The 21,468-nt window shown below is 71.5% G+C and carries 20 protein-coding genes; 17 read left to right on the plus strand and 3 right to left on the minus strand.

All coding sequences use genetic code 11. The features are described 5' to 3' along the window. The first annotated feature begins 52 nt into the window (after positions 1–52). Positions 53–973 carry a peptidoglycan DD-metalloendopeptidase family protein gene (locus tag ACFVYN_RS37805; RefSeq protein ID WP_390006787.1) on the plus strand — a complete coding sequence of 307 codons (921 nt, stop codon included), beginning with the start codon at positions 53–55 and terminating at the stop codon, positions 971–973. Between the two features lie 249 nt (positions 974–1,222). Beyond that, entirely contained in the window at positions 1,223–2,008 is a 786-nt protein-coding gene (locus ACFVYN_RS37810) for an SGNH/GDSL hydrolase family protein (protein ID WP_390006788.1), read from the plus strand. A 105-nt stretch (positions 2,009–2,113) separates the two neighbouring features. Here ACFVYN_RS37810 and ACFVYN_RS37815 read toward each other — a convergent pair whose 3' ends face one another. After that, on the minus strand, positions 2,114–2,701 hold the full coding sequence (locus ACFVYN_RS37815; protein WP_390006816.1) for a TetR/AcrR family transcriptional regulator: 588 nt from the start codon (positions 2,699–2,701) through the stop codon (positions 2,114–2,116). A gap of 69 nt (positions 2,702–2,770) precedes the next feature. Continuing rightward, positions 2,771–3,949, minus strand: a complete 1,179-nt coding sequence (locus tag ACFVYN_RS37820; protein ID WP_390006817.1) for a Glu/Leu/Phe/Val dehydrogenase dimerization domain-containing protein — start codon at positions 3,947–3,949, stop codon at positions 2,771–2,773. A 185-nt stretch (positions 3,950–4,134) separates the two neighbouring features. Between ACFVYN_RS37820 and ACFVYN_RS37825 the strand changes: the two genes are divergently transcribed. The 6 genes from ACFVYN_RS37825 (at position 4,135) to ACFVYN_RS37850 (ending at position 11,140) form a co-directional block, all read left to right on the plus strand. Continuing rightward, the gene (locus ACFVYN_RS37825; RefSeq protein ID WP_390006789.1) at positions 4,135–5,316 is read left to right on the plus strand and encodes an MBL fold metallo-hydrolase; all 1,182 of its coding nucleotides are present in this window, start codon (positions 4,135–4,137) and stop codon (positions 5,314–5,316) included. 841 nt (positions 5,317–6,157) lie between these two features. Continuing rightward, the gene (locus tag ACFVYN_RS37830; RefSeq protein ID WP_390006791.1) at positions 6,158–9,049 is read left to right on the plus strand and encodes an ATP-binding protein; all 2,892 of its coding nucleotides are present in this window, start codon (positions 6,158–6,160) and stop codon (positions 9,047–9,049) included. 68 nt (positions 9,050–9,117) lie between these two features. Continuing rightward, positions 9,118–9,552: a roadblock/LC7 domain-containing protein gene (locus ACFVYN_RS37835; RefSeq protein WP_390006792.1), complete on the plus strand. Its 435-nt coding sequence runs from the start codon at positions 9,118–9,120 to the stop codon at positions 9,550–9,552. Between the two features lie 2 nt (positions 9,553–9,554). Next, a complete protein-coding gene (locus tag ACFVYN_RS37840) occupies positions 9,555–9,926 on the plus strand; it encodes a DUF742 domain-containing protein (RefSeq protein ID WP_037716095.1) in 372 nt (123 codons plus the stop codon). Beyond that, complete coding sequence (locus ACFVYN_RS37845) at positions 9,904–10,503, plus strand: ATP/GTP-binding protein (protein WP_390006793.1); 600 nt, start codon at positions 9,904–9,906, stop codon at positions 10,501–10,503. Before ACFVYN_RS37840 ends, ACFVYN_RS37845 begins: the two co-directional genes overlap by 23 nt. A 58-nt stretch (positions 10,504–10,561) precedes the next feature. Next, positions 10,562–11,140, plus strand: a complete 579-nt coding sequence (locus tag ACFVYN_RS37850; RefSeq protein WP_390006794.1) for a GAF domain-containing protein — start codon at positions 10,562–10,564, stop codon at positions 11,138–11,140. A 135-nt stretch (positions 11,141–11,275) separates the two neighbouring features. On the opposite strand, the gene ACFVYN_RS37855 is transcribed toward ACFVYN_RS37850, so the two are convergent. Continuing rightward, on the minus strand, positions 11,276–11,869 hold the full coding sequence (locus tag ACFVYN_RS37855) for a GPP34 family phosphoprotein (protein WP_390006795.1): 594 nt from the start codon (positions 11,867–11,869) through the stop codon (positions 11,276–11,278). Between the two features lie 266 nt (positions 11,870–12,135). On the opposite strand from ACFVYN_RS37855, the gene tdh reads away from it, so the two are divergent. From tdh to ACFVYN_RS37900, 9 genes are all read left to right on the plus strand, one after another. Continuing rightward, positions 12,136–13,164 (plus strand): L-threonine 3-dehydrogenase, encoded by a 1,029-nt coding sequence (gene tdh, locus ACFVYN_RS37860; protein WP_390006796.1) that lies wholly within the window; start codon positions 12,136–12,138, stop codon positions 13,162–13,164. A 32-nt stretch (positions 13,165–13,196) separates the two neighbouring features. Beyond that, positions 13,197–14,435 carry a glycine C-acetyltransferase gene (locus tag ACFVYN_RS37865; RefSeq protein WP_390006797.1) on the plus strand — a complete coding sequence of 413 codons (1,239 nt, stop codon included), beginning with the start codon at positions 13,197–13,199 and terminating at the stop codon, positions 14,433–14,435. An 8-nt stretch (positions 14,436–14,443) separates the two neighbouring features. After that, a complete protein-coding gene (locus ACFVYN_RS37870; RefSeq protein ID WP_390006798.1) occupies positions 14,444–15,355 on the plus strand; it encodes a LysR family transcriptional regulator in 912 nt (303 codons plus the stop codon). A gap of 19 nt (positions 15,356–15,374) precedes the next feature. Next, complete coding sequence (locus ACFVYN_RS37875; protein ID WP_390006799.1) at positions 15,375–15,986, plus strand: helix-turn-helix domain-containing protein; 612 nt, start codon at positions 15,375–15,377, stop codon at positions 15,984–15,986. Then, positions 15,983–16,516: a GNAT family N-acetyltransferase gene (locus tag ACFVYN_RS37880; RefSeq protein ID WP_390006800.1), complete on the plus strand. Its 534-nt coding sequence runs from the start codon at positions 15,983–15,985 to the stop codon at positions 16,514–16,516. The genes ACFVYN_RS37875 and ACFVYN_RS37880 overlap by 4 nt, the downstream gene beginning before the upstream one ends. 381 nt (positions 16,517–16,897) lie before the next feature. Further along, a complete protein-coding gene (locus ACFVYN_RS37885) occupies positions 16,898–17,593 on the plus strand; it encodes an MFS transporter (protein WP_390006801.1) in 696 nt (231 codons plus the stop codon). Between the two features lie 26 nt (positions 17,594–17,619). After that, positions 17,620–18,270: a (2Fe-2S)-binding protein gene (locus ACFVYN_RS37890; protein WP_390006802.1), complete on the plus strand. Its 651-nt coding sequence runs from the start codon at positions 17,620–17,622 to the stop codon at positions 18,268–18,270. Between the two features lie 6 nt (positions 18,271–18,276). Then, complete coding sequence (locus ACFVYN_RS37895) at positions 18,277–19,257, plus strand: FAD binding domain-containing protein (protein ID WP_390006804.1); 981 nt, start codon at positions 18,277–18,279, stop codon at positions 19,255–19,257. Next, on the plus strand, positions 19,254–21,449 hold the full coding sequence (locus tag ACFVYN_RS37900) for a xanthine dehydrogenase family protein molybdopterin-binding subunit (RefSeq protein WP_390006805.1): 2,196 nt from the start codon (positions 19,254–19,256) through the stop codon (positions 21,447–21,449). The genes ACFVYN_RS37895 and ACFVYN_RS37900 overlap by 4 nt, the downstream gene beginning before the upstream one ends. Positions 21,450–21,468: the final 19 nt, after the last annotated feature.

Below are 21,468 nucleotides of genomic sequence, written 5' to 3' on the forward strand. Positions count from 1 at the left end.
CTCCAGCCCGCACCCGACAGCTCACCTCGCAGGCGCCGGAGAGGAATTCGTCATGCCCGCGAAGGGTAAGCACCGCCGTCCGAAGTCCCAGCGCTTCGCCCGCTCGATCGCCGTCGCCGGAACCGGGGGGGCCGCGCTCGCCCTCCCGCTCATGGGGGCCACCGGCGCGCACGCCGCCACTGCGCAGTCCGTGTCGGAAAAGGCCGTTCAGTCGCTTCCGGTCACACAGAAGGCCGCCGGGAAGTCCGCCGAAAAGACGGCCGCGAAGAAGGCCTCGACGGTACACACCTATTCGGTGCGCGCCGGCGACTATCTCTCGAAGATCGCCGATGAGCAGAACGTCAGAGGCGGCTGGAAGAAGCTGTACGCGGACAACCGCTCGGCGATCGGAGACGACCCGTCACTGATCCACCCCGGTCTGAAGCTCTCGATCGGCGAGAAGGCCAGGACGAGCACGCCGAAGACCGAGAAGTCCGAGTCGGCGAAGACCGAGAAGGCCGAGTCGAAGAAGTCCTCCTCGAACTCCACGGCCGCCACCCAGAGCTCCGCCACCACCAGCTCCAGCGGCTACACCCTCCCGGTCACCGGCGCCACCATCGGCACCGGCTACCGCGTCGCGGGCAGCATGTGGGCCAGCGGCTACCACACCGGCGTCGACTTCGTCGTCCCGACCGGCACCTCGCTCAAGGCCGTGGCCGCGGGCACGGTCGTCTCCGCGGGCTGGGGCGGCGCCTACGGCAACCAGGTCGTCATCAAGCTGAACGACGGCTACTACGCGCAGTACGCCCACCTGTCCCAGCTCTCCGTCTCGGCCGGCCAGACCGTGACCGAGGGCCAGCAGATCGGCCTCTCCGGCGCGACCGGCAACGTCACCGGCCCGCACCTGCACTTCGAGATCCGCACCACGCCGGACTACGGCTCCGACGTGGACCCCGTGGCCTACCTCCGCTCGAAGGGCGTCGCCGTCGGCTGACGATCCCTCCTGTGCCACCGAAGGCCGGACCCCGATCCCCGGGTCCGGCCTTCGGTGTACGTGTGGCGGTCTGAGTGTGGCGGTCGCAGCGTCAACATTCCTGATGAGGTGCCTATTCCTAGTTTGGCCAACACTTTAGGAGTGGCTTATCTCACCGCCCGTCAAGTCCTTCCTACGGTCGCGTAGGTCACATTCGAAGGTGAATCATGAACGGCTGTGGCAGACGATTCGAAGAATGACAGCAGCTCAGTGATCGGGTCGTACGTGGCGGTGGGGGACAGCTTCACCGAGGGCGTCGGCGACCTCGGCCCCGACGGGGCGTTCGTCGGCTGGGCCGACCGGTTCGCGGTGCTTCTCGCGGACCGGCGCCCCGAGGGCGACTTCAGGTACAGCAATCTCGCGGTGCGCGGGAAACTCCTCGACCAGATCGTCGAGGACCAGCTTCCGCAGGCCGTCGCACTGGCACCGGACCTGGTGTCGTTCTGCGCGGGCGGCAACGACATCATCCGGCCCGGTACCGACCCCGACGAGGTCGCCGAGCGCTTCGAGCGGGCGATCGCCAGGCTCACAAAGGCGTGCGGCACGGTCATGGTGACGACCGGCTTCGACACCCGCGGTGTGCCCGTGCTCAAGCATCTGCGCGGCAAGATCGCCACGTACAACGGACATGTGCGGGCCGTCGCCGACCGGTACGGGTGCCCGGTGCTCGACCTGTGGTCCCTGAAGACCATCCAGGACCGCCGGGCCTGGGACAGCGACCGGCTGCATCTCTCCCCTGAGGGGCACACGCGTGTGGCGCTCCGTGCGGGACAGGTGCTGGGACTGGACGTGCCGGCCGATCCCGACCAGCCCTGGCCGCCGCTGCCCCCGCGCGGGCCGCTGGACGTGCGGCGGGACGATGTGCACTGGGCCCGTGAGTTCCTGGTGCCGTGGATCGGGCGTCGGCTGCGGGGCGAGTCCTCCGGGGACCATGTGACGGCCAAGGGTGTGCTGTCGCCGGACGACATCAAGACGCGGATCGCTCCGGTGGCGTGAGCCGTGCGCGGCGCCAGGGCTGGTGCCGGCCGGGGAGGGGGTCTCGCCCGGCGGCCGCGGTGAGGTGAGGCCGCCCACCAGGGCGACCCGGCCCGCGTGCCGCCGCTACGCGGACCTCGTGCCGTCCAGTCCCAGTTCCCGTGCCAGGGCCTCGTCCACCCACTCCTGGGCTCGGGACCTGGCCACCGCGCCCGCGTAGGACGTCAGTTGGACGGCCAGGCCGTCCAAGAGGGCCGTGAGGCGCAGGGCGGTGGCCTCCGGGTCCGGGCAGTGGAACTCGCCCGCGGCCACGCCCTCGGCGATCACCTCCGTGAGCGCCGCCTTCCAGCGTCGGTCGAGGTCGCGGGTGACCGCCTGGAGCGCCGGTTCGCGCAGGGCCACCGCCCAGCCCTCGATCCACAGCCGCCAGCCCTTGGCCTGGCCCGTCGGGGCGTACCAGCGTACGGCCGACCGGAGCCGGCGCAGGGCGCTGGTGCGGCGGCCGAGGAGCTTGCGCAGATGGGCCAGGTCGTCCTCGGCGGCGTAGGTGAACGCGGCGGCGACCAGCTTCTCCTTCGTGGAGAAGTGATAGAGCACCAGGGCGTTGCTCACCCCGAGCGCCGAGGCCACGTCGGCGATCCTGACGGCCGCCACGCCCCGCGCCTCGATCTGCTCGATGGCGGCCCGCAGCAGCTCCTCGCGCCGCTCCGCCACTGTCAACCGCACTCTCGCCACGGGATCACCCTAACCGTCCCCCCACGGCACCTCGCCTGTCGGGCCAGGTCAGCGGTACCAGCCGAACCGCTCCGCGATCACCGGCAACCGGTCCGCGACCAGTGCGTGCGCGGCGGCGCGCGGCGAGGTGCCGTCCGCCTCCGCGCGCGCCAGCAACTGCCCGACCAGAGCGCGCATGGAACGTCGTATGTGCGCGAAGGCCTCGTCCGGGTCCGCGCCGATGTCGCCGAACAGGGTCCACCACCACCAGGCGTTCGTCCCGGAGTTGACCACGACGTCCGGCAGTACGGTCACCCCTCGCGCGGCCAGCAGGGCCTCCGCTGCGGGCAGCACGGGCATGTTGGCCGCCTCGACGATCCAACGCGCCCGGATCCGCTCCTGGTTGCCGCTGTCGATCGCGTACGAGACCGCCGCGGGCACGAGTATCTCGGCGTCGAGCGACAGCCAGGTCTCACCGGGCAGTTCGCGGTCGGCGGGGCGCAGGGCGGAGCGGTCCACGGTGCCGTAGGCGTCCCGGGCGGCCAGCAGCGCCTCGACGTCGAGCCCTGCCGGGTTGGAGATCGTGCCCTTGATGTCGGCGACGGCCACGACCGTCAGCCCCGCGCGCGTGAGGAAGCGGGCCGTTGCCCCGCCCATGGTCCCGAGACCCTGCACGGCCACGCGCGTGCCCGTGTACGGCACTCCGGCCGCGTCCAGGGCCGCGAGCGCCGACTCGGCCACCCCGCAGCCGCCCGCCAACTCGTCGAGCCCGATGCCGTCCACCTCCACGGCGAACGCGTCCGCGAGCCGGCGCCGGGCCGCGGCCTCGTCGTCGAGCAGCGGATAGACCGCCTGGATCGAGGAGACCAGGCCCGCCTCCGCGGCCGCCCGGTCCACCAGGTCCTGGCTGAGACCGAGGTCCTCGCCGGTCGTCCAGCAGCTCTCGACGTACGGCCGCATGGCGCGCAGGTAGCGCACGAGCAGGCCGTACGCCTCCGGGTCCCGGGGGTCGCAGTCGATGCCGCCCTTCGCCCCGCCCAGCGGGACGTACCGTGCCGCGGGGTCGTAGTGCAGGGCCTCCTTCATGGTCATGCCGCGGGCGAGCCCGGCGACCTCGTCCAGCGTGCAGCCCGGGCGCATCCGCAGGCCGCCACTGGCGACACCCCGCACCAGCCGGTCGACGACCAGGAAGCCCTGACGGCCGGTGACGTGGTCGTTCCAGGTGAGCGACAGCAAGGGGGTGGTCAGGGTGGTCACGCGGGCTCCGGGGTGGGCGGGCTGCTACTGAACGGGGGGTCAGTATTGGCATCCGGGTGCGCCCTGTCAACGTGATCCGCTTCCACGGCGTCCCTATCCGTGTGACCGGGCAGACTCCGGCGCTGTCAGAGGGGCGGACCATAATGGATGCCTCAGCAAGTCCACATGGAGGTACCGTGACCGGCTTCCGTCCCCTGAGCTCCGGGCTCCGCGCGCTGCAGCCCGCGGCCTTCGGCGCGGACCCGAGCGGTGAGCGCATGGCGCGCATCCGCAGATCCCCCCACTTCGAGCACGGTGTCTTCCAGAACCCCGGCGGAACCGCCCGGACCCGCCCCGAAGGCTCGGCGGTGGAATTCGCCAAGACCTTCTTCGACAGCGACGGCCGACAGCAGCGGGCTCCGGAAGGCCGGATCCCCGTGCATGCCACGACGCTCGCCGACCTCTCCAAGCCCCCGGCCACCGGGCTGCGACTCACCTGGATGGGGCACTCCAGCGTGCTCGCCGAGATCGACGGGCGGCGGGTGCTGTTCGATCCCGTCTGGGGTGAGCGCTGCTCCCCGTTCCCCTTCGCGGGCCCCAAGCGGCTGCACCCCGTGCCGCTGCCGCTGACCGCGCTGGGACCGGTCGACGTGGTCGTCATCTCCCACGACCACTACGACCACCTGGACATGCCCACGATCAAGGAACTGGCCGGGACGGACACCGTCTTCGCCGTCCCGCTCGGGGTCGGGGCCCACCTCGAGCACTGGGGAGTGTCCGCGGACCGGGTGCGTGAGCTGGACTGGCACGAGTCGACCCAGGTCGCCGGACTGACGCTGACGGCCACCCCGGCCCGGCACTTCTGCGGACGGGGACTGCGGAACACCCAGCACACGCTCTGGGCGTCCTGGGTCGTCGCAGGCGAGGAGCACCGGGTCTACCACAGCGGTGACACCGGGTACTTCGACGGATTCAAGGACATCGGCGCGGCCTTCGGGCCCTTCGACGCCACGATGATCCAGCTCGGCGCCTACTCGGAGTTCTGGCCGGACATCCACATGACACCAGAAGAGGCTGTGCGGTCCCATCTGGATCTGCAGGGAGGGGACGCGGCGGAGGGGGTGCTGCTGCCGATCCACTGGGGCACGTTCAACCTCGCGACGCATCCCTGGGCGGAGCCCGCGGAGCAGACCATGCTGCTGTCCCACAAGGCCGGCGCCGCCATGGCCACACCTCGCCCGGGGGAGCCGTTCGAGCCGGGGGCGGTGCGGGTGGTCGATCCGTGGTGGCGGCGGGTGGCGAAGGCGCCGGTCGGGGGGTGGGCCGAGCTGCCTGCGGCTTCGGAGGAGCGGGAGCCGGAGCCCGTGGCTGAGCGGTGATGTGAGGTCGGGGGCGGGGGCGGGGGCCTTGCGCGGGTCTTGTCTGTCCGCGCGGGTGGGTGCCGCTGCCCGTGTTGCCGCAACGGTGGTCCGGGCAGGTGTCCCCGGCTTCGCAACGCGGCACGGCGGACATTTCAGGCACGGCGAGCAGTACGGTCCGGACCTCGGCGGGCGAGGTCCGGCGACGGGTGGCCGCGTGCAGGCATCGGCGAGGCCCGTCGAGAAGTCGGTGACTGGAGTCGCAACTTTGTGCGGGCGGGTCGCGGCGGACCGACACGGTCAGTGACGGTCCGGAAGGTTCGGGCCAAGGCTCCGGAAGGGTGTCGGTGAGTCCGTCCCGAGCCCGTCGTGAGTCCGTCGTACCCGAGGAACGGGCCGGGCGACGACCGAGGCGCGTGTACGACAGGAGTCCTCGCCGGTCGCATGTGAGCGGTTCTGACCAGGGCTGATCGGTCTTCACTCGTTCGAGGGTGCTCGGCCGGTCGGCTTTTCGGTCTGCCGTGCGAAACCTCATACCAGAGCGGGATGCTCCGCGGGGGAGTTTGTCAACTGCCGCTCGCACATGATGCCTTGGCGACTACTGTGAGTGTCCGCCGGGCGACGAGGGGTTCAAGTCTTCGGTTCTCTCGACCGGTACGCCATGACGCATGCCCGCGGCGCACAGCCGGGGTGCGGGGAGGAGGGAGGCGACGCGCCGGTGACCGACGACCATGCCGCCGCGCGAGCCGCCCGGCAACCCGCCCCGACGCCCGTAGGGGCACGCGCCGCAGCCCGCCGACCCGGGCCGGCCGGCCCGGATCCCTCCGGCCGACAGGACCGACGGACCAGTACAAGGACACCGATGTCTCACCTCCGTGCACCGGCCGCACGCGCAGACCGCCGCGAGAGCGGGCGGCACGGGCGGCAGGTCGCCCGCCCCACCCCCTCGCTGCCTGAGACGCACATTCGGCCGCAACTGCTGCGGCTGGCCGTGCTCCCGCCGATCGCGGTCGCCCTCAGCGGCTGCGCGGCCGTCCTGTTCACCGTCCGCTCCACCGGGGCACAACCCGGCCTCATCCTGTGGGCCGTTCTGGCCGGCGCGGTCTCGGTGGCCCTCGCGGGCATCCTCATCGCCGCCGTGGCGGCCGATCGCGCCGCCAAGACGGTGAGCGACCGGGTCGGCGCGTTGCGCCGCAGCAGCGCGCGCCGCGAAGCCGAGCTGCGGGGCCTGGTCGAGGGGCTGCGCCGCGGCGAGATCCCGCCGGGGCTCAGCCCGCGCAGCGGTCCGCCGGACGACGCCGACGACTTCGAACTGCTCGCCGCCGACCTGGACCGTGCCCACGACGGGGCGGTCACCGCCGTCGTCCAGGCCGCCCAGCTCTCCAGCCAGGCAGGCAGCGAACAGAAGCTGGAGGTCTTCGTCAACCTCGCACGGCGGCTTCAGTCGTTGGTGCACCGCGAGATCTCGATCCTCGACGAGCTGGAGAACGAGATCGAGGATCCCGACCTGCTCAAGGGGCTCTTCCACGTCGATCACCTGGCCACCCGGATCCGCCGGCACGCCGAGAACCTCGCTGTCCTCGGCGGTGCCGTCTCGCGTCGGCAGTGGAGCAACCCGGTCTCCATGACCGAGGTGCTGCGCTCCGCCATCGCCGAGGTCGAGCAGTACTCGCGGGTCAAACTCGTGCCGCCGATCGACGGCACCCTGCGCGGTCACGCCGTCGCCGACGTCATTCATCTGCTGGCCGAACTGGTCGAGAACGCCACGGTGTTCTCGGCGCCGCACACCCAAGTGCTGCTGCGCGCCAACCTCGTGACCTCCGGGCTCGCCGTCGAGGTGGAGGACCGCGGGCTCGGCATGCCGGTCGCCGAACAGCACCGGATGAACGCCCTGTTGGCTGACCCGGACCAGGTCAATGTCGCGAGTCTGCTGGCGGACGGGCGCATCGGGCTGTTCGTGGTCTCGCAGCTCGCGAAGCGGCACGGGATCCATGTCCGGCTCCAGACCAACATCTACGGCGGCGTCCAGGCCGTCCTCGTCGTACCGCAGGCGCTGCTGGGTTCGGCGCCGGGGGCGATCGGCGCGCAGCAGCCGGAAGCGGCGGGGACGGGTGGGGCGGCGGGAGCGGCCGTATCGCCGCAGGGTCCCGGCCATGCGCGGACCGGGCACGAGGCACGACACCGGGGAGCGCCCGCGGAGCCGCGTCCCGGGGCGGACCCGCGGCGGCGGGAGCCCCGGGGCACGGAGCCCGGTCTGAACGGCAGTGCAGCGCCGACGGCGGAGAGCGGCGCAGCGGTTCGGCAGGGCGTCCGGCATGGGCGGAATGACCGTGGGCCCCAACTGAACGGGAGGGGTCACGCGCCGGGTGGCGGGGGAGGCGTACCGGCCGGCGAAGAGGCTGCGCTGGATCACGGCGGGGCCGTGACGAGCGGTGGTGGGCGTGGACCTGGGCCTGGGGGCAGCGATCCCCTGCCGAGTAGTGGCAGCGGGCCGTTCTTGAACGGCGGCTCGGGGGCGCCGGGCAGCGGCGGTGGCGTTCCGCATGAGGGCGGGCGCTTGCCGCGTGAGGCCGGGCCTGACGGGTCTGGCGGGCCTTCACCGGATGGTGGCGGAGGCGTGTCGAGTGGCGGCGGCCACGTGTACGGCGGCGGTTCCCTGTCGAGCGGGCCGTTCTTGAACGGCGGCTCGGGGGCGCCGGGCAGCGGTGGAAGCGTTCCGCATGAGGGTGGGCGCTTGCCGGGAGCCGGCGGGCAGGTGTCCGGCGCCGATTCCTCGGCGCGCGATGGCGGAGCGTTTCTGGACGGCGGTTCGGGGGTTCCGGGTGGCGGTGGTCAGGTGTCTGGCGGCGACTCCCCGGTGCGTGGCAGTGGGTCCGATCTGAACGGTGGTTCGGCCGTACCCAGTGGCGGCGGGAGCGTTCCGGGTGGGGGCGGGCAAGGGCATCTCGCGGGTGGGGGCGGGTCCCTGGCCGGTGGCAAGGGGGCGGTGGCCGATCGGCAGTCCGGCCGTGGGAGCGGGCCGGAGGGAGCGCGTTCGGGACGTCCCGCTCCGCTGCCCGTGCGCGGGGCCCGTGGGGCACGGCCCACCCCCGCCGAGGCCGTGCCCGGGATCAGGCCCGACGACAGGCACCTGGTCGCGGAGCATGTGGCCACGCCGCCCACCCCGCGTACCGGGACCGTGCGCGGCACCATGGGTAAGCCCCAACTGCCCCGCCGCCGCGCCCAGGAGCACATCGCACCCCAACTGCGCGGCGGACCGGCGCCACGGCAGGACGCCGCGTACATCGCCGGCCACGACCCGGGGCTGATGGCGGCCTTCCAACGCGGGATCAACCTCGCCGAGGCCCAGCAACACCTGGAGCCCGAGCGCGTTGGACCCACTGCGCCGCTACCGCTGTCGTTGCCGTCGCCGCGTAGGGAGACGGGCGAGGCGGGCCACATGGACTCGGCACACACCACGGCCCGCCCCACAGGTTCGGTCGACCCGGATGGTACGGCCACCACCGACACCGGCTCCTCGGCGTCCACCCCTCTGGAGTTGCGCCCCGCCCCGTCCCCCGACCCTTCCGCCTCCTTCGACTTCAACTTCGGCATCGACATCGACCTGGATGCGAGCCACACGGACGCCACACACACGACCGAACCCGCCGCCATCGACGTAACCCCCATGGAGCGGCCCCACATAGCCGAGGCGCACGGCCTCGATCACGACCGCACCACCCACCGGCACGACGGGAGCGCACCCGCCGGATGACCACCCCCGCGTTCACCCCACCCCCCAGCGCTCCCGCACACCTTCGTACCTCAAGGAGTCGATCCACCATGGCGAGCGAAGCGCCGACCGGCCATGTATCCGACCTCGACTGGCTGATGAGCGGCCTCGTGCAGCGCGTGCCGCACACCAGCAGCGCGGTCCTGCTGTCCTGCGACGGGCTCGTGAAGTCGGTCCACGGCCTCGACGGAGACAGCGCCGACCACATGGCGGCCCTGGCCTCCGGCCTCTACTCCCTCGGCCGCAGCGCGGGCGTCCGCTTCGCCGACGGCGGAGACGTCCGCCAGGTCGTCGTCGAACTCGACTCGACGCTGCTGTTCGTGACCACCGCCGGCTCCGGTACCTGTCTCGCCGTCCTGGCGGGACGCGAGGCCGACGCCGCCGTGCTCGGCTACGAGATGGCGATGCTCGTCAAGAGCGTGCGCCCCTACCTGGTGACCGCGCCCCGGCAACATGCCGTCGAATCCCCGGCGATGAGGCCTTGAGCGTGGCGGCGGCCGGCGACGGGCCCTGGCTCGACGACGCGGCCGGGCGGCTGGTGCGGCCCTTCACGGTCAGCAACGGCCGCACCCGGCCGTCCATCGCGTTCGATCTCCTTTCGCATGTGATGGCCACCGGTGCCACCCCGATCGGCTACCTCGGCCCCGAGCACGCGCAGGCGCTCGACCTGTGCCGCGCGCCCGTCTCGGTCGCCGAGGTCGCCGCCCATCTCAAGCTGCCGGCGGTGGTCACCAAGGTGCTGCTGTCCGACCTAGTCGACTGCGGGGCGCTGACCACCAAGCCCCCGGAGTTCACCCACAACCCGACTGACCGGGCTCTTCTGGAGGCAGTGCTCGATGGACTTCGACGACAGCTCTGATCCCTTTCCCACCGCACTGAAGATTCTGGTGGCGGGAGGGTTCGGGGTAGGCAAGACGACCTTCGTGGGCGCGGTCAGCGAGATCGCTCCCCTCAGCACGGAGGAACTGCTCACCACGGTCAGCGCCGCGACCGACAGTCTCGACGGCATCGAGAACAAGGTCGAGACGACGGTGGCCATGGACTTCGGAAGGATCACCCTCGACCCGGAACACGTCCTGTACCTGTTCGGCACGCCCGGACAGGAGCGGTTCTGGTTCATGTGGGACGAACTCTCCGAAGGCGCGCTCGGCGCGGTGATCCTCGCCGACACCCGCAGACTGGAGGACTGCTTCGCGGCCGTGGACTTCTTCGAGCAGCGCGGCCTCGGATTCATCGTCGCGATCAACGAGTTCGACGGGGGGTACCGCTACGACCCGGAGGAGGTCCGCGCCGCCATCGACCTCCCGCCGGAGATCCCGATCGTGCGCTGCGACGCCCGGATCTCCAGTTCCGGTGTGCAGACCCTGCTCACCCTCGTACGGCATCTCATCGCCCACAGCCCGGCACCCGCGCCGAGCCATGGTGCCCACATGTGATACCCGCACACACTGCTACGGAGCCGCATATGACCGACGTCTACAGCGACGGCCGCCCATGAGCTACGACCCACCGCGCCCGGTCGGCCGACTGCTGCTCACCCCGGAGGACAAGGAGGCCCCGGACCGGACGCGACGGCTGCGCCTGCTCGGGCTCGGGGAGCATCCGGAGCCCGCGCTCGACGCCTTCGCCGAGCGGCTCGCCGAGTGCACGGGGGCGCCGTACGCGATGGTCAACTTTCTCGGCGTGAACCGGCAGTTCTTCGCCGGTCTGAGGATTCCCGCGGCCCGGCCCCCGGCGGACGGCGAAAGGGCCAGGCCGGAAGTGGGCCGCCATATGGCGCGCGACCATGGGTTCTGCCCCCATGTGGTCGCCCGCCGCAAGGCGTTGGTCCTGGAGGACGTCCGTGACTACCCGCGCTTCGCGGGCAACCCGGTCGTCGACGAGTTCGGCATCCGCTCCTATCTGGGCGCTCCGCTCATCGACTCCACGGGCATGGTCCTCGGCACGGTGTGCGCGGCGGACGTCCAGCCGCGGATCTGGGGCCGGTCCGGCCTGGAGACCATCAAGTCGTCGGCGGCGGAACTGGTCGCGCGGCTGGAACGACGGGAGGCCGACGGGCTCCCGGTGCTGTGACGGGCGAGACGGGCGAGACGGGCGAGACGGGCGAGACGGGCGAGACGGGCGAGACTGGCGGGACTCGCGAGACCGGCGGGACCACGGCTACGGTCACTGCTCAGATCGAAGGCCAGGTGTCCCGGTCGCCGGCTCCTAGTAACCGCGCCAGACGTTGTCGAACGCGGCGTCCTCGATGGCCTTCCGCTGGCGTACTGCCTCCAGTTCCATCACCGCGTCCCCGACCGCGGCCAGCACGGTGGCTGCCTCGTCGGCGAGTTCCCCGGCCGGTTCGTCGCCGATCCCGGCGGCGGCCACCAGGGCGGCGAGGACGGGTTCGCCCGCCGCCCAGCGCTCCTCGGCCTGCCACCGGGCCGCCGACTCGACCAGCTCCGTCCTCCCGGTCCGCAGCGGGATCCGGCGGCCACGCGAGCGGGTGATCAGCCCCGTCCGCTCCAGGTCGTCGACGTAGGCCGCGGACAGCCCGCGGCCCCGGTGCCACAGCCAGTCCTCGACCGACTCGTACGGTTCCCGCCGTACGAGCGCGTCGGCGGCCTCGTCCAACAGGCGGTCGCCCGTGGGGGACTGGGCCTGCGGCAGGATGCGGTCGCCGTCCAGGGCGAGGGCGTGGGCGTCGAGGAGGTCGAACACCTCGGCTCCCGCGAGCGCCAGCGAGAGGTCGCCCTGCTCCACCGGCTTGTCGGCGGCCACATCGAGGGCGACGATCGCGAGGTCCCGTGCGGTGGTCATCAGCGTCTCCACGTCGGTTGGCCGGGTACGGCAGTGAGTGTTCAGGGCCGACCGCGGCGGGCCGGGCCTTCTCTGTCGATTCTCGCTGCTGATCGGGGACCGTGTGACCTGATACGACCATGTGGTGCGGGAAGCCTTCACCGCAGGCACCGGGCGCGTGTGAAGCGGAGCTGTGGCACCGCTTAAGAAATCCTCGATGGACCAGGACCGTGCCGTACGGCAGATTGCTGGGCGTTTCCACCCCTCGCACCCACAGGAGCCATGCCGTGAAGGCGCTGGTCAAGGAGAAGGCCGAGCCCGGGCTGTGGCTCGCGGACGTCCCGGAGCCGGCCGTCGGGCCCGGCGATGTACTGATCAGGGTGCTGCGCACCGGCATCTGCGGCACCGATCTGCACATCCGGTCCTGGGACGGCTGGGCCCAGCAGGCGATCCGGACCCCGCTCGTGCTCGGACACGAGTTCGTCGGCGAGGTCGTGGAGACCGGGCGCGATGTCCCGGAGATCCGGGTCGGGGACCGGGTGAGCGGCGAGGGGCACCTCGTCTGCGGCAAGTGCCGCAACTGCCTCGCCGGGCGCCGGCACCTGTGCCGGGCCACGGTCGGGCTGGGCGTCGGCCGGGACGGCGCCTTCGCGGAGTACGTCGCGCTGCCCGCCGCCAATGTGTGGGTGCACCGCGTCCCGGTGGACCTCGATGTGGCCGCGATCTTCGACCCGTTCGGCAACGCCGTGCACACAGCGCTGTCCTTCCCGCTGGTCGGCGAGGACGTGCTGATCACCGGCGCCGGGCCGATCGGGCTGATGGCGGCGGCCGTCGCGCGGCACGCGGGCGCTCGCAACGTCGTCGTCACCGATGTCAGCGAGGAGCGCCTGGAACTGGCCCGCAAGGTCGGAGTGAGCCTCGCACTGAACGTCTCGCAGGCCCAGATCGCCGACGGGCAGCGGGAGTTGGGGCTGCGCGAGGGCTTCGACATCGGCATGGAGATGTCCGGTCGGCCCGAGGCCCTGCGCGACATGATCGCCAACATGACGCACGGCGGCCGGATCGCGATGCTGGGACTGCCGGCCGCGGAGTTCCCGGTCGACTGGGCCCGGATCGTCACCTCCATGATCACCATCAAGGGCATCTACGGCCGTGAGATGTTCGAGACCTGGTACGCGATGTCGGTCCTCCTGGAGGGCGGCCTCGACCTCGCCCCCGTGATCACCGGCCGGTACGGCTACCGAGACTTCGAGGCGGCGTTCGCCGACGCGGCGAGCGGTCGCGGCGGCAAGGTCATCCTCGACTGGACCAACTGACTCGACCGGACCAACCGACTTAGGGATTGACGATGTTCGACTCCGTGCGCGACGACCTGCGCGCCACCCTCGACGAGATCCGCGCCGCCGGCCTGCACAAGCCGGAGCGGGTGATCGACACCCCGCAGTCCGCGACGGTGAACGTCTCCGCGGGCGGCCGCCCGGGTGAGGTCCTCAACTTCTGCGCCAACAACTACCTCGGCCTCGCCGACCACCCCGAGGTGATCGCCGCCGCGCACGAGGCCCTGGACCGCTGGGGCTACGGCATGGCCTCGGTCCGCTTCATCTGCGGCACCCAGGAGGTCCACAAGGAGCTGGAGGCGCGGCTCTCCGCCTTCCTCGGCCAGGAGGACACGATCCTGTACTCCTCCTGCTTCGACGCCAACGGCGGTGTCTTCGAGACCCTGCTGGGCCCCGAGGACGCGGTGATCTCCGACGCCCTGAACCACGCGTCGATCATCGACGGCATCCGGCTGTCGAAGGCCCGCCGCTTCCGCTACGCCAACCGTGATCTTGCCGATCTGGAACGGCAGTTGAAGGAGGCCGCGGGGGCCCATCGGAAGCTGGTCGTCACCGACGGTGTCTTCTCCATGGACGGTTACCTCGCGCCCCTGAAGGACATCTGCGACCTCGCCGACCGCTACGACGCCATGGTCATGGTCGACGACTCGCACGCCGTCGGCTTCGTCGGCCCCGGCGGCCGCGGCACCCCCGAACTGCACGGCGTCATGGACCGCGTCGACATCATCACGGGCACCCTCGGCAAGGCGCTCGGCGGTGCCTCCGGCGGCTATGTGGCCGCCCGTGCCGAGATCGTCGCGCTCCTGCGTCAGCGCTCACGGCCGTACCTCTTCTCCAACACGCTCGCCCCGGTGATCGCCGCGGCCTCCCTGAAGGTCCTCGACCTGTTGGAGTCGGCGGACGACCTGCGGGTGCGGCTGCGGGAGAACACCGCGCTGTTCCGGCGCCGGATGACGGAGGAGGGCTTCGACGTCCTGCCCGGCGATCACGCCATCGCGCCGGTCATGATCGGGGACGCGGCGAAGGCGGGACGCCTCGCGGAGCTGCTCCTGGAGCGGGGCGTGTACGTGATCGGCTTCTCGTACCCGGTGGTTCCCCAGGGGCAGGCGCGCATCCGGGTGCAGCTCTCGGCGGCCCACTCCACCGAGGACGTGAACCGCGCGGTCGACGCCTTCGTCGCGGCCCGGGCCGAGCTGACCGACTTCTCAGGCGCTCTCCAGTCCGGACGTATTCCGGACGTATTGCGATAATCGATCCCATGATCGAAGCGCGGCGGCTCCACATCCTCCGTGCGGTGGCCGACCACCGCACGGTCACAGCGGCTGCCGCCGCGCTGTATCTCACCCCCTCCGCCGTCTCGCAGCAGCTCACGGCCCTGGAGCAGGAGACCGGCCACCGGCTCGTCGAGCGCGGCGCGAAGGGCGTACGGCTGACTCCGGCCGGCGAGATCCTGCTCAGCCACACCAACGCGGTCCTCGCCCAGCTGGAGCGGGCGGAGGCCGAGCTGGCCGCCTACAGCTCGGGCGCGGCTGGCACGGTCACCGTCGCCTCCTTCGCGACCGGGATCGCCCTGGTCGTGGCGCCCGCCGTGGCCCGCCTCGCCGCGACGGCCCCGGGCATCCACCTCCGCGTCCAGGACGCCGAGGGCGACGCCAGCCTGCCGATGGTGCTGGACCGGCAGGTCGACGTGGCGGTCGCCGTGGAGTACCGCGGGGCGCCGCCCGCCGACGACCCCCGCCTGGCCCACGTGCCCCTGTACGCCGAGCCCTTCGACGCGGTCGTGCCGGTGAGCCACCGGCTGGCCGGCGCGGGCGAGGTGCCGCTGGCCGAGCTCGCCAAGGACCCGTGGATCGGCCCCTACCCGGGCAATCCCTGCCATGACGTCGTGGTCCTCGCCTGCGAGAGCGCCGGATTCCAGCCCCGACTGGAGCACTCCTCGGACGATTTCCGGGCGGTGGTGGCGCTGGCGTCGGCGGACGCGGGAGTGGCGTTGGTACCGCGTTCGGCCCTGATCGGGATGGACCTCACCGGGGTGGTCGTACGGCCGGTGGACGGGGTCGCCCCGACGCGCCGGGTCTTCGCGGCCGTACGGCGGGGAGCGGAGGAGCACCCCCTGATCCGTCCGGTGCTGGACGCCCTCGGAGCCGTCGCGGGGGGCGCCGGGGGATAGGGCTGGCGCGCTTTCTCGTATGTGGGATAGCGTCCCGAATGTGAGACATGATGAGCCCGGGCCCGACCCCGTCGGCACCCGCCTCGACACCCGCCTCGGCCTCCGGCTCGCCCAGCTGCGGGCCGAACACGGCTGGTCCCTGGGCGAGTTGGCCGAGCGCAGCGGAGTCAGCAGGTCCACCCTCTCCCGTGCCGAGCGGGCCGAGATCAGCCCCACCGCCTCGCTGCTGAACCGGCTGTGCGGGGTGTACGGACGGACCATGTCCCAGCTGCTCAGCGAGGTCGAGGCCGAGCCCGCGCTGCTGGTGCCGGGCGCCGAGCAGCCGGTGTGGGAGGACCGCGCCTCCGGGTTCGTACGGCGGTCCGTGTCCCCGCCGCACCCCGGGCTGCGCGGCGAACTCGTCGAGGGACGGCTCGCCGCCGGTGCCGACATCGCCTACGACCGGCCGCCCGTGCCCGGCCTGGAGCAGCACATCTGGGTCCTGGAGGGCGCGCTCGACGTCACCGCCCAGGACGTCGGGCACCACCTCGGCACCGGGGACTGTCTGCGGCTGCGGGTATGGGGGCCGACGCGGTTCCGGTGCACTGGCCCCGACGCGGCGCGGTATGTGCTGGCGGTGGTCCTGCCGTGACCGTCACCCGACTCGAAGAGCCCCAACTGTCGCAGGTCGTGGATGAGTTGGCCGATCTGCTGGTCGACACCGTGGACGGCGGCGCCTCCATCGGGTTCCTCGCCGCGATGGACCGCGCGGCGGCCGTCGCCTGGTGGAAGGAGCGCGCGGCAGCGGTGGCCGGGGGACACCTGGCGGTGTGGGCGGCGTACGACGGCCGGCGCGTGCTCGGGACCGTCAGCCTCGTCTTCCCCGACAAGCCCAACTCCCGCCACCGCGCGGAGCTGGTCAAGCTCATGGTGCACCGGGACGCCCGCGGTCAGGGCCTCGGGCGGCGGCTCCTCGGCACCGCCGAGGAGGCCGCCCGCGCGGCCGGAATCACTCTGCTCCACCTGGACACCGAGACCGACAGCCCCGCCGAGCGCCTCTACCGCTCGGCCGGCTGGACCCGGGCCGGCGTCATCCCCGACTACGCGGCCGATCCCGCCGGCGTGCTGCGGCCGACGACGCTGTACTACAAGCGGCTCGGGGTGACCGCTCCGACCAGGTGATTCTCAGCGCGGGGGGTCGCGGGGCTGGGCTGGACGGTTTTGGCCGCTGGTGGGCAGGCCGGCCTGCTCTGGGGTGAGCTGGGCGCGCCGGCGGGAGAGGAAGTCGCGGATGTCGGCGCGGTTGTCGGCGTGGTTTCGGGGCGGGGTTCCATGTTTCCCACGCTACGGCCCGTAACCCCCGGGCAGGGGGGTTGAGCTTGTACCCCTATAAACGCAGCCTCCCGCGCGGGTGGCAGGAGCGGTTTTGTGGTCTGCGCACCCCGATCTCGATCGCTGCGGAGATGATGCATGACCACGCGAGGAGGAGCCCTCCACGCCGCTGCCGATGTAGGCGCCGGTGACCGTGAGCGTTCGCCTGTCCGGCTTCCGTCCGTCGTCTACGTGCTGGCGCTGGGCACGTTCCTGATGGGCACGACGGAGTTCGTGGTGGCGGGGCTGCTGCCGGAGACCGCGGGCGATGTGCAGGTCAGTGTGGCGCGAGCTGGACTGCTGATCACGGTCTTCGCGATCGGGATGATCGTCGGGGCGCCGTTGATGGCGATGCTGACGCTGCGGCTGCCCCAGCGGCTGACGCTGATCCTCGCCCTGGGTGTCTTCGCGGCCGGGCATGTCGTCGTCGCGCTCGGTTCCAGTTTCGCGCTGCTGTTGGCCGCACGGTTTGTGACGGCGCTGGCGACGGGGGCGTTCTGGGCGGTGGCCAATGTGGTGGCCACGCGCGGGGTGGGTCCCGCCGTGAGTTCCCGCGCTCTGGGTGTGGTGGGTGCCGGTGCGATGCTCGCCAATGTCGTCGGTGTGCCGCTGGGGGCTTTCGCCGGGCAGCTCGTGGGCTGGCGGGGGCCGTTCTGGGCCCTGGCTGGTTTCGGACCACCCCACACCACCGCAGCAGACAGCGCTCGCCAAGGAACTCGACTCCCCAGCCGCTCTGTCATCGCCGTCGCGGGAGGTTGGGGCGCGCCATGGGCAGGTCGGCGTACAGCCACTCCAGCCGCTGGGGCAGCGGCGGTGTCCCCTGTGCACGGCCATCCCCGCGCTGCGGTGATGGCGAACCCACTCAGCCGTACTCCTGCGTGCGGCTGATCCGTCCACGATGCGAAGGCATACGCATGTCTGCTGACCTCCCTGAACGTGAAGGTCCTCCTCCCCCCGGATCCAGTGAGTCGTCCTCGGCGCCCAGTCGGCGCACGTTCATCGCCACCAGCACCGCGGTCGGCGGTGCCGTCGTCGCGGGTGGCGTGATCGGCGGGACGATTGTCGCCGGCGCAGAGGAGGCGGGCGCCGCGGGGGCGTCTCCCTCCAGCCGGGTCTCCCTGACGGTCAACGGCACCCGCAGGACCGTGACGGTCGACAACCGCACGTCGCTGTTGGACCTGCTGCGTGAGCACTTGGACCTGACCGGCTCGAAGAAGGGCTGCAACGCCGGAGCTTGCGGGGCGTGCACGGTCCTGGTCGACGGGCGGCGGGTCAACTCCTGTCTGACGCTGGCGGTGCGGCTGGAGGGCGCCGAGGTCACCACCGTCGAGGGCCTGGCCGACGGCGACCAACTGCACCCGCTGCAGCAGGCGTTCGTCGACGAGGACGCCTTCCAGTGCGGCTACTGCACGCCGGGGCAGATCGTCTCCGGTGTCGGCTGCATCCAGGAGGGCCACACCAACTCGCCGGAGGAGATCCGGGAGTGGATGAGCGGCAACATCTGCCGCTGCGGCTGCTACGTCAAGATCGTGCGCGCGGTCGAGCACACCGCCGCCGGGAAGTGAGGACCGATGCATCCCTTCTCCTTCACCAAGGCCGCCGACACACGTGAGGCCCTCAACGCCGGTCGCCGAGGCGGCCGTTACATCGCCGGGGGCACCACTCTCGTCGACCTGATGCGCGAGACCGTCGAGCACCCCGACACCCTGGTCGACATCTCCGGCCTGCCGCTGGACGAGGTCACCGTCACCGAGCGCGGCGGCCTGCGCATCGGCGCGCTGGTGACCATGTCCGAGGCCGCCGCCCACCCCAAGGTGCGCACCCTGTATCCGGTCGTCTCGCAGGCACTGGAACTGAGTGCCTCGGCCCAGTTGCGGAACATGGCGACCATCGGCGGCAACATCATGCAGCGCACCCGGTGCACGTACTTCCGGGATGTGACCGCCGACTGCAACAAGCGTGAACCGGGCTCGGGTTGTGCCGCTCTGCATGGCGTCAACCGCACCCACGCAATACTGGGCACTTCCGACTCCTGCGTGGCCACCCATCCGTCCGATGTGGCCGTGGCATTCGCCGCGCTGGAGGCGACCGTGCACCTGGTGGGCCCCGACAGGGAACGCAAGGTCCCCTTCGCCGACTTCCTGCTGCGACCGGGGAGTACCCCTCACCGTGAACAGGCGGTGCGGCAGGGCGAGTTGATTACAGCGGTGGAGATTCCCGCACTTCCGCGTCCGCTGAAGTCGGGTTACCTGAAGGTTCGGGACCGGCAGTCGTACGAGTTCGCCCTCACGTCGGCGGCTGTGGCGCTGCATGTGCGCGGCGGAGTGATCCGGGAGGCGAAGGTCGCCGCCGGGGGAGTGGGCACGGTGCCGTGGAAGCTGCCGGCCGTCGAGCGGCACCTTCTCGGTGAGCGTCCCTCGGAGTCGTTGTGGGCGGCAGCCGCCGAGCGAGCCGCCGACGGAGCACGTCCCCTCGACCACAACCGGTTCAAGATCGAGCTGCTCAAGCGGACCGTCGAGCGTCAGCTGCGCATCGTAGGAGGTACCAAGTGAGCCCCCAGCCGCGGGCAGCCGTGGGTGCGCCGCTGTCCCGTGTGGACGGGCGCCTGAAGGTCACCGGCAAGGCGCGGTACGCCGCCGAGTTCGACGTCGACGGGGTGGTGCACGCGGTCATCGTCGACGCGAGCATCGGGCGCGGCCGTATCACCGGCGTCGACACCCGTGATGCCGAAGCCCGTCCGGGCGTGTTGCGGGTGATCCACCACGGCAACGCGCCGAAACTGCCGTACCGCGACAATCCGGGGTCGAACAACCTGCCCGGTCGCAGGCTGCGGGTCTTCCAGGACGACAAGGTCCTCTTCCACGGTCAGCCGGTCGCCGTCGTGGTGGCCTCGACCCTGGAGGCCGCGCAGCACGGCGCGAGTCTGGTCAAGGTCCGCTATGACGCGGAGCAGCCCTCGACGGACCTGGCCGAGGCCACGGCGGGCGAGCCGACCGAGTACGCGCGCGGGGACGCCGAGGCCGGCCTGCGCGAGGCGGCGGTGCGGATGGACCTGACGTACCGGATGGCGCGCAACCACCACAACCCGATGGAGACGCACGCCACCATCGCCCGCTGGGACGGCGACAAGCTGACCGTGTGGGACAAGACGCAGTGGGTGGTCGGCACGCAGACCGAGCTCTCCACGGTGTTCGATGTGCCGCTGCACTCCGTGCGGGTCATCAACCCGTTCGTCGGCGGCGCCTTCGGCAGCGGACTGCGCTGCTGGCCCCACACGGTCGTCGCCGCACTGGCCGCCCGCGAGATGAAACGTCCCGTCAAGGTGGTCCTGACCCGCAAACAGATGTACTTCGGCACCGGCTTCAGGCCCTCCTACGAGTACCGGCTGAGCCTGGGCAGCGACCAGCGGGGCCGCCTGAAGGCCACAGTCCACGAGATGGACGCGGAGACCTCGTCGTACGAGACGTTCGAAGAGGCCGTCATGCTCGCCGGCCAGATGTTCTACAGCACCCCCAACGTCAGCCAGGCGTACCGGAAAGTGCCGCTGGACGTGAACACCCCGATCTGGATGCGCGGTCCGGGCTTCGCGAACGCCTCCTTCGCCATCGAGTCGGCCATGGACGAACTCGCGCACCGGCTCCGTATCGACCCGATCGAACTGCGCCTGCGCAACGAACCGGCCGAGGACGAGTCGAACAACCTGCCCTGGTCCACCCGCCGGCTGCGCGAGTGCTACACCGTCGGCGCCCGGGAGTTCGGCTGGCACCGGCGCAACCCCAAGCCTCGCGCGAGGCGTGACGGCGACTGGCTGATCGGTGTGGGCATGGCCGCGGCCGTGTACGACCCCAACAACATGGAGGCGCACGCCCGCGCCCGCCTGAACGCGGACGGCACCGCGGTCGTCGAGGCCGCCGCCAGCGACATGGGCCCGGGCACGTACACCTCCCAGACCCAGGTCGCCGCCGACGCCCTCGGACTCACCGTGCGTTCGGTCGACTTCCGGCTCGGCGATTCCCTGTATCCGCAGACCCCGCCGCACGGCGGCTCGATGACCATGATGTGCGTCGGCTCCGCCAACCTCGACGCCTGCAACAAGATCCGCCGACGGGCGATCGAACTGGCCGTCGAGGACGAGGAATCACCGCTGTACGGCGTCGAGGCCGACGACATCGTGGTGCGCAACGGGCGGCTGCATGTGCAGGGCGACCCGGCCCGCGGCGAGACCTACCAACGGCTACTGACCCGCAACAACCTCACTCACCTCGAAGCCGACGGCTCGTGGTCCGGGCCGCAGGATCCCGAGCGGCACTCGTACTACTCCTACGGCGCGGTCTTCACCGAGGTCGCCGTGGACGCGGCGCTGGGCCTGGTGCGGGTACGGCGGATGCTCGGCGTGTACGACTGCGGCCGCATCATCAGCCCCAAGCTCGCCGACAGCCAGGCGCTCGGCGGCATGGTCGGCGGCATCGGCCAAACACTCCTTGAGTACACGGTCACCGACCACCGTGACGGCCGCATCGTCAACGCCAACCTGGCCGACTACCTGGTCCCGGTCAACGCCGACATCCCCGACCTCAAGGCGATCTACCTGGAGGGCGAGGACGTGCAGGCCGACCCCCTCGGCGTGAAGGGAGTCGGCGAGATCGTCCAGGTCGGGGTGGCGGCCGCCATCGCCAACGCCGTCTTCAACGCCACCGGCCGCCGCATCCGCGAACTGCCCATCACAGCCGACGCGTTGCTCTGATTCCGGCGCCGTCAAGAAC

The organism is Streptomyces sp. NPDC058307, from assembly GCF_042880295.1.
Classification (GTDB): Bacteria; Actinomycetota; Actinomycetes; order Streptomycetales; family Streptomycetaceae; genus Streptomyces.

Coding starts and splice junctions, on each gene's coding strand:
- ACFVYN_RS37805 (WP_390006787.1), top strand. CDS start 53: ATGCCCGCGAAGGGTAAGCACCGCCGTCCGAAGTCCCAGCGCTTCGCC.
- ACFVYN_RS37830 (WP_390006791.1), top strand. CDS start 6,158: ATGTCTCACCTCCGTGCACCGGCCGCACGCGCAGACCGCCGCGAGAGC.
- ACFVYN_RS37835 (WP_390006792.1), top strand. CDS start 9,118: ATGGCGAGCGAAGCGCCGACCGGCCATGTATCCGACCTCGACTGGCTG.
- ACFVYN_RS37845 (WP_390006793.1), top strand. CDS start 9,904: ATGGACTTCGACGACAGCTCTGATCCCTTTCCCACCGCACTGAAGATT.
- ACFVYN_RS37850 (WP_390006794.1), top strand. CDS start 10,562: ATGAGCTACGACCCACCGCGCCCGGTCGGCCGACTGCTGCTCACCCCG.
- ACFVYN_RS37855 (WP_390006795.1), bottom strand. CDS start 11,869: ATGACCACCGCACGGGACCTCGCGATCGTCGCCCTCGATGTGGCCGCC.
- ACFVYN_RS37865 (WP_390006797.1), top strand. CDS start 13,197: ATGTTCGACTCCGTGCGCGACGACCTGCGCGCCACCCTCGACGAGATC.
- ACFVYN_RS37870 (WP_390006798.1), top strand. CDS start 14,444: ATGATCGAAGCGCGGCGGCTCCACATCCTCCGTGCGGTGGCCGACCAC.
- ACFVYN_RS37875 (WP_390006799.1), top strand. CDS start 15,375: ATGTGGGATAGCGTCCCGAATGTGAGACATGATGAGCCCGGGCCCGAC.
- ACFVYN_RS37890 (WP_390006802.1), top strand. CDS start 17,620: ATGTCTGCTGACCTCCCTGAACGTGAAGGTCCTCCTCCCCCCGGATCC.
- ACFVYN_RS37895 (WP_390006804.1), top strand. CDS start 18,277: ATGCATCCCTTCTCCTTCACCAAGGCCGCCGACACACGTGAGGCCCTC.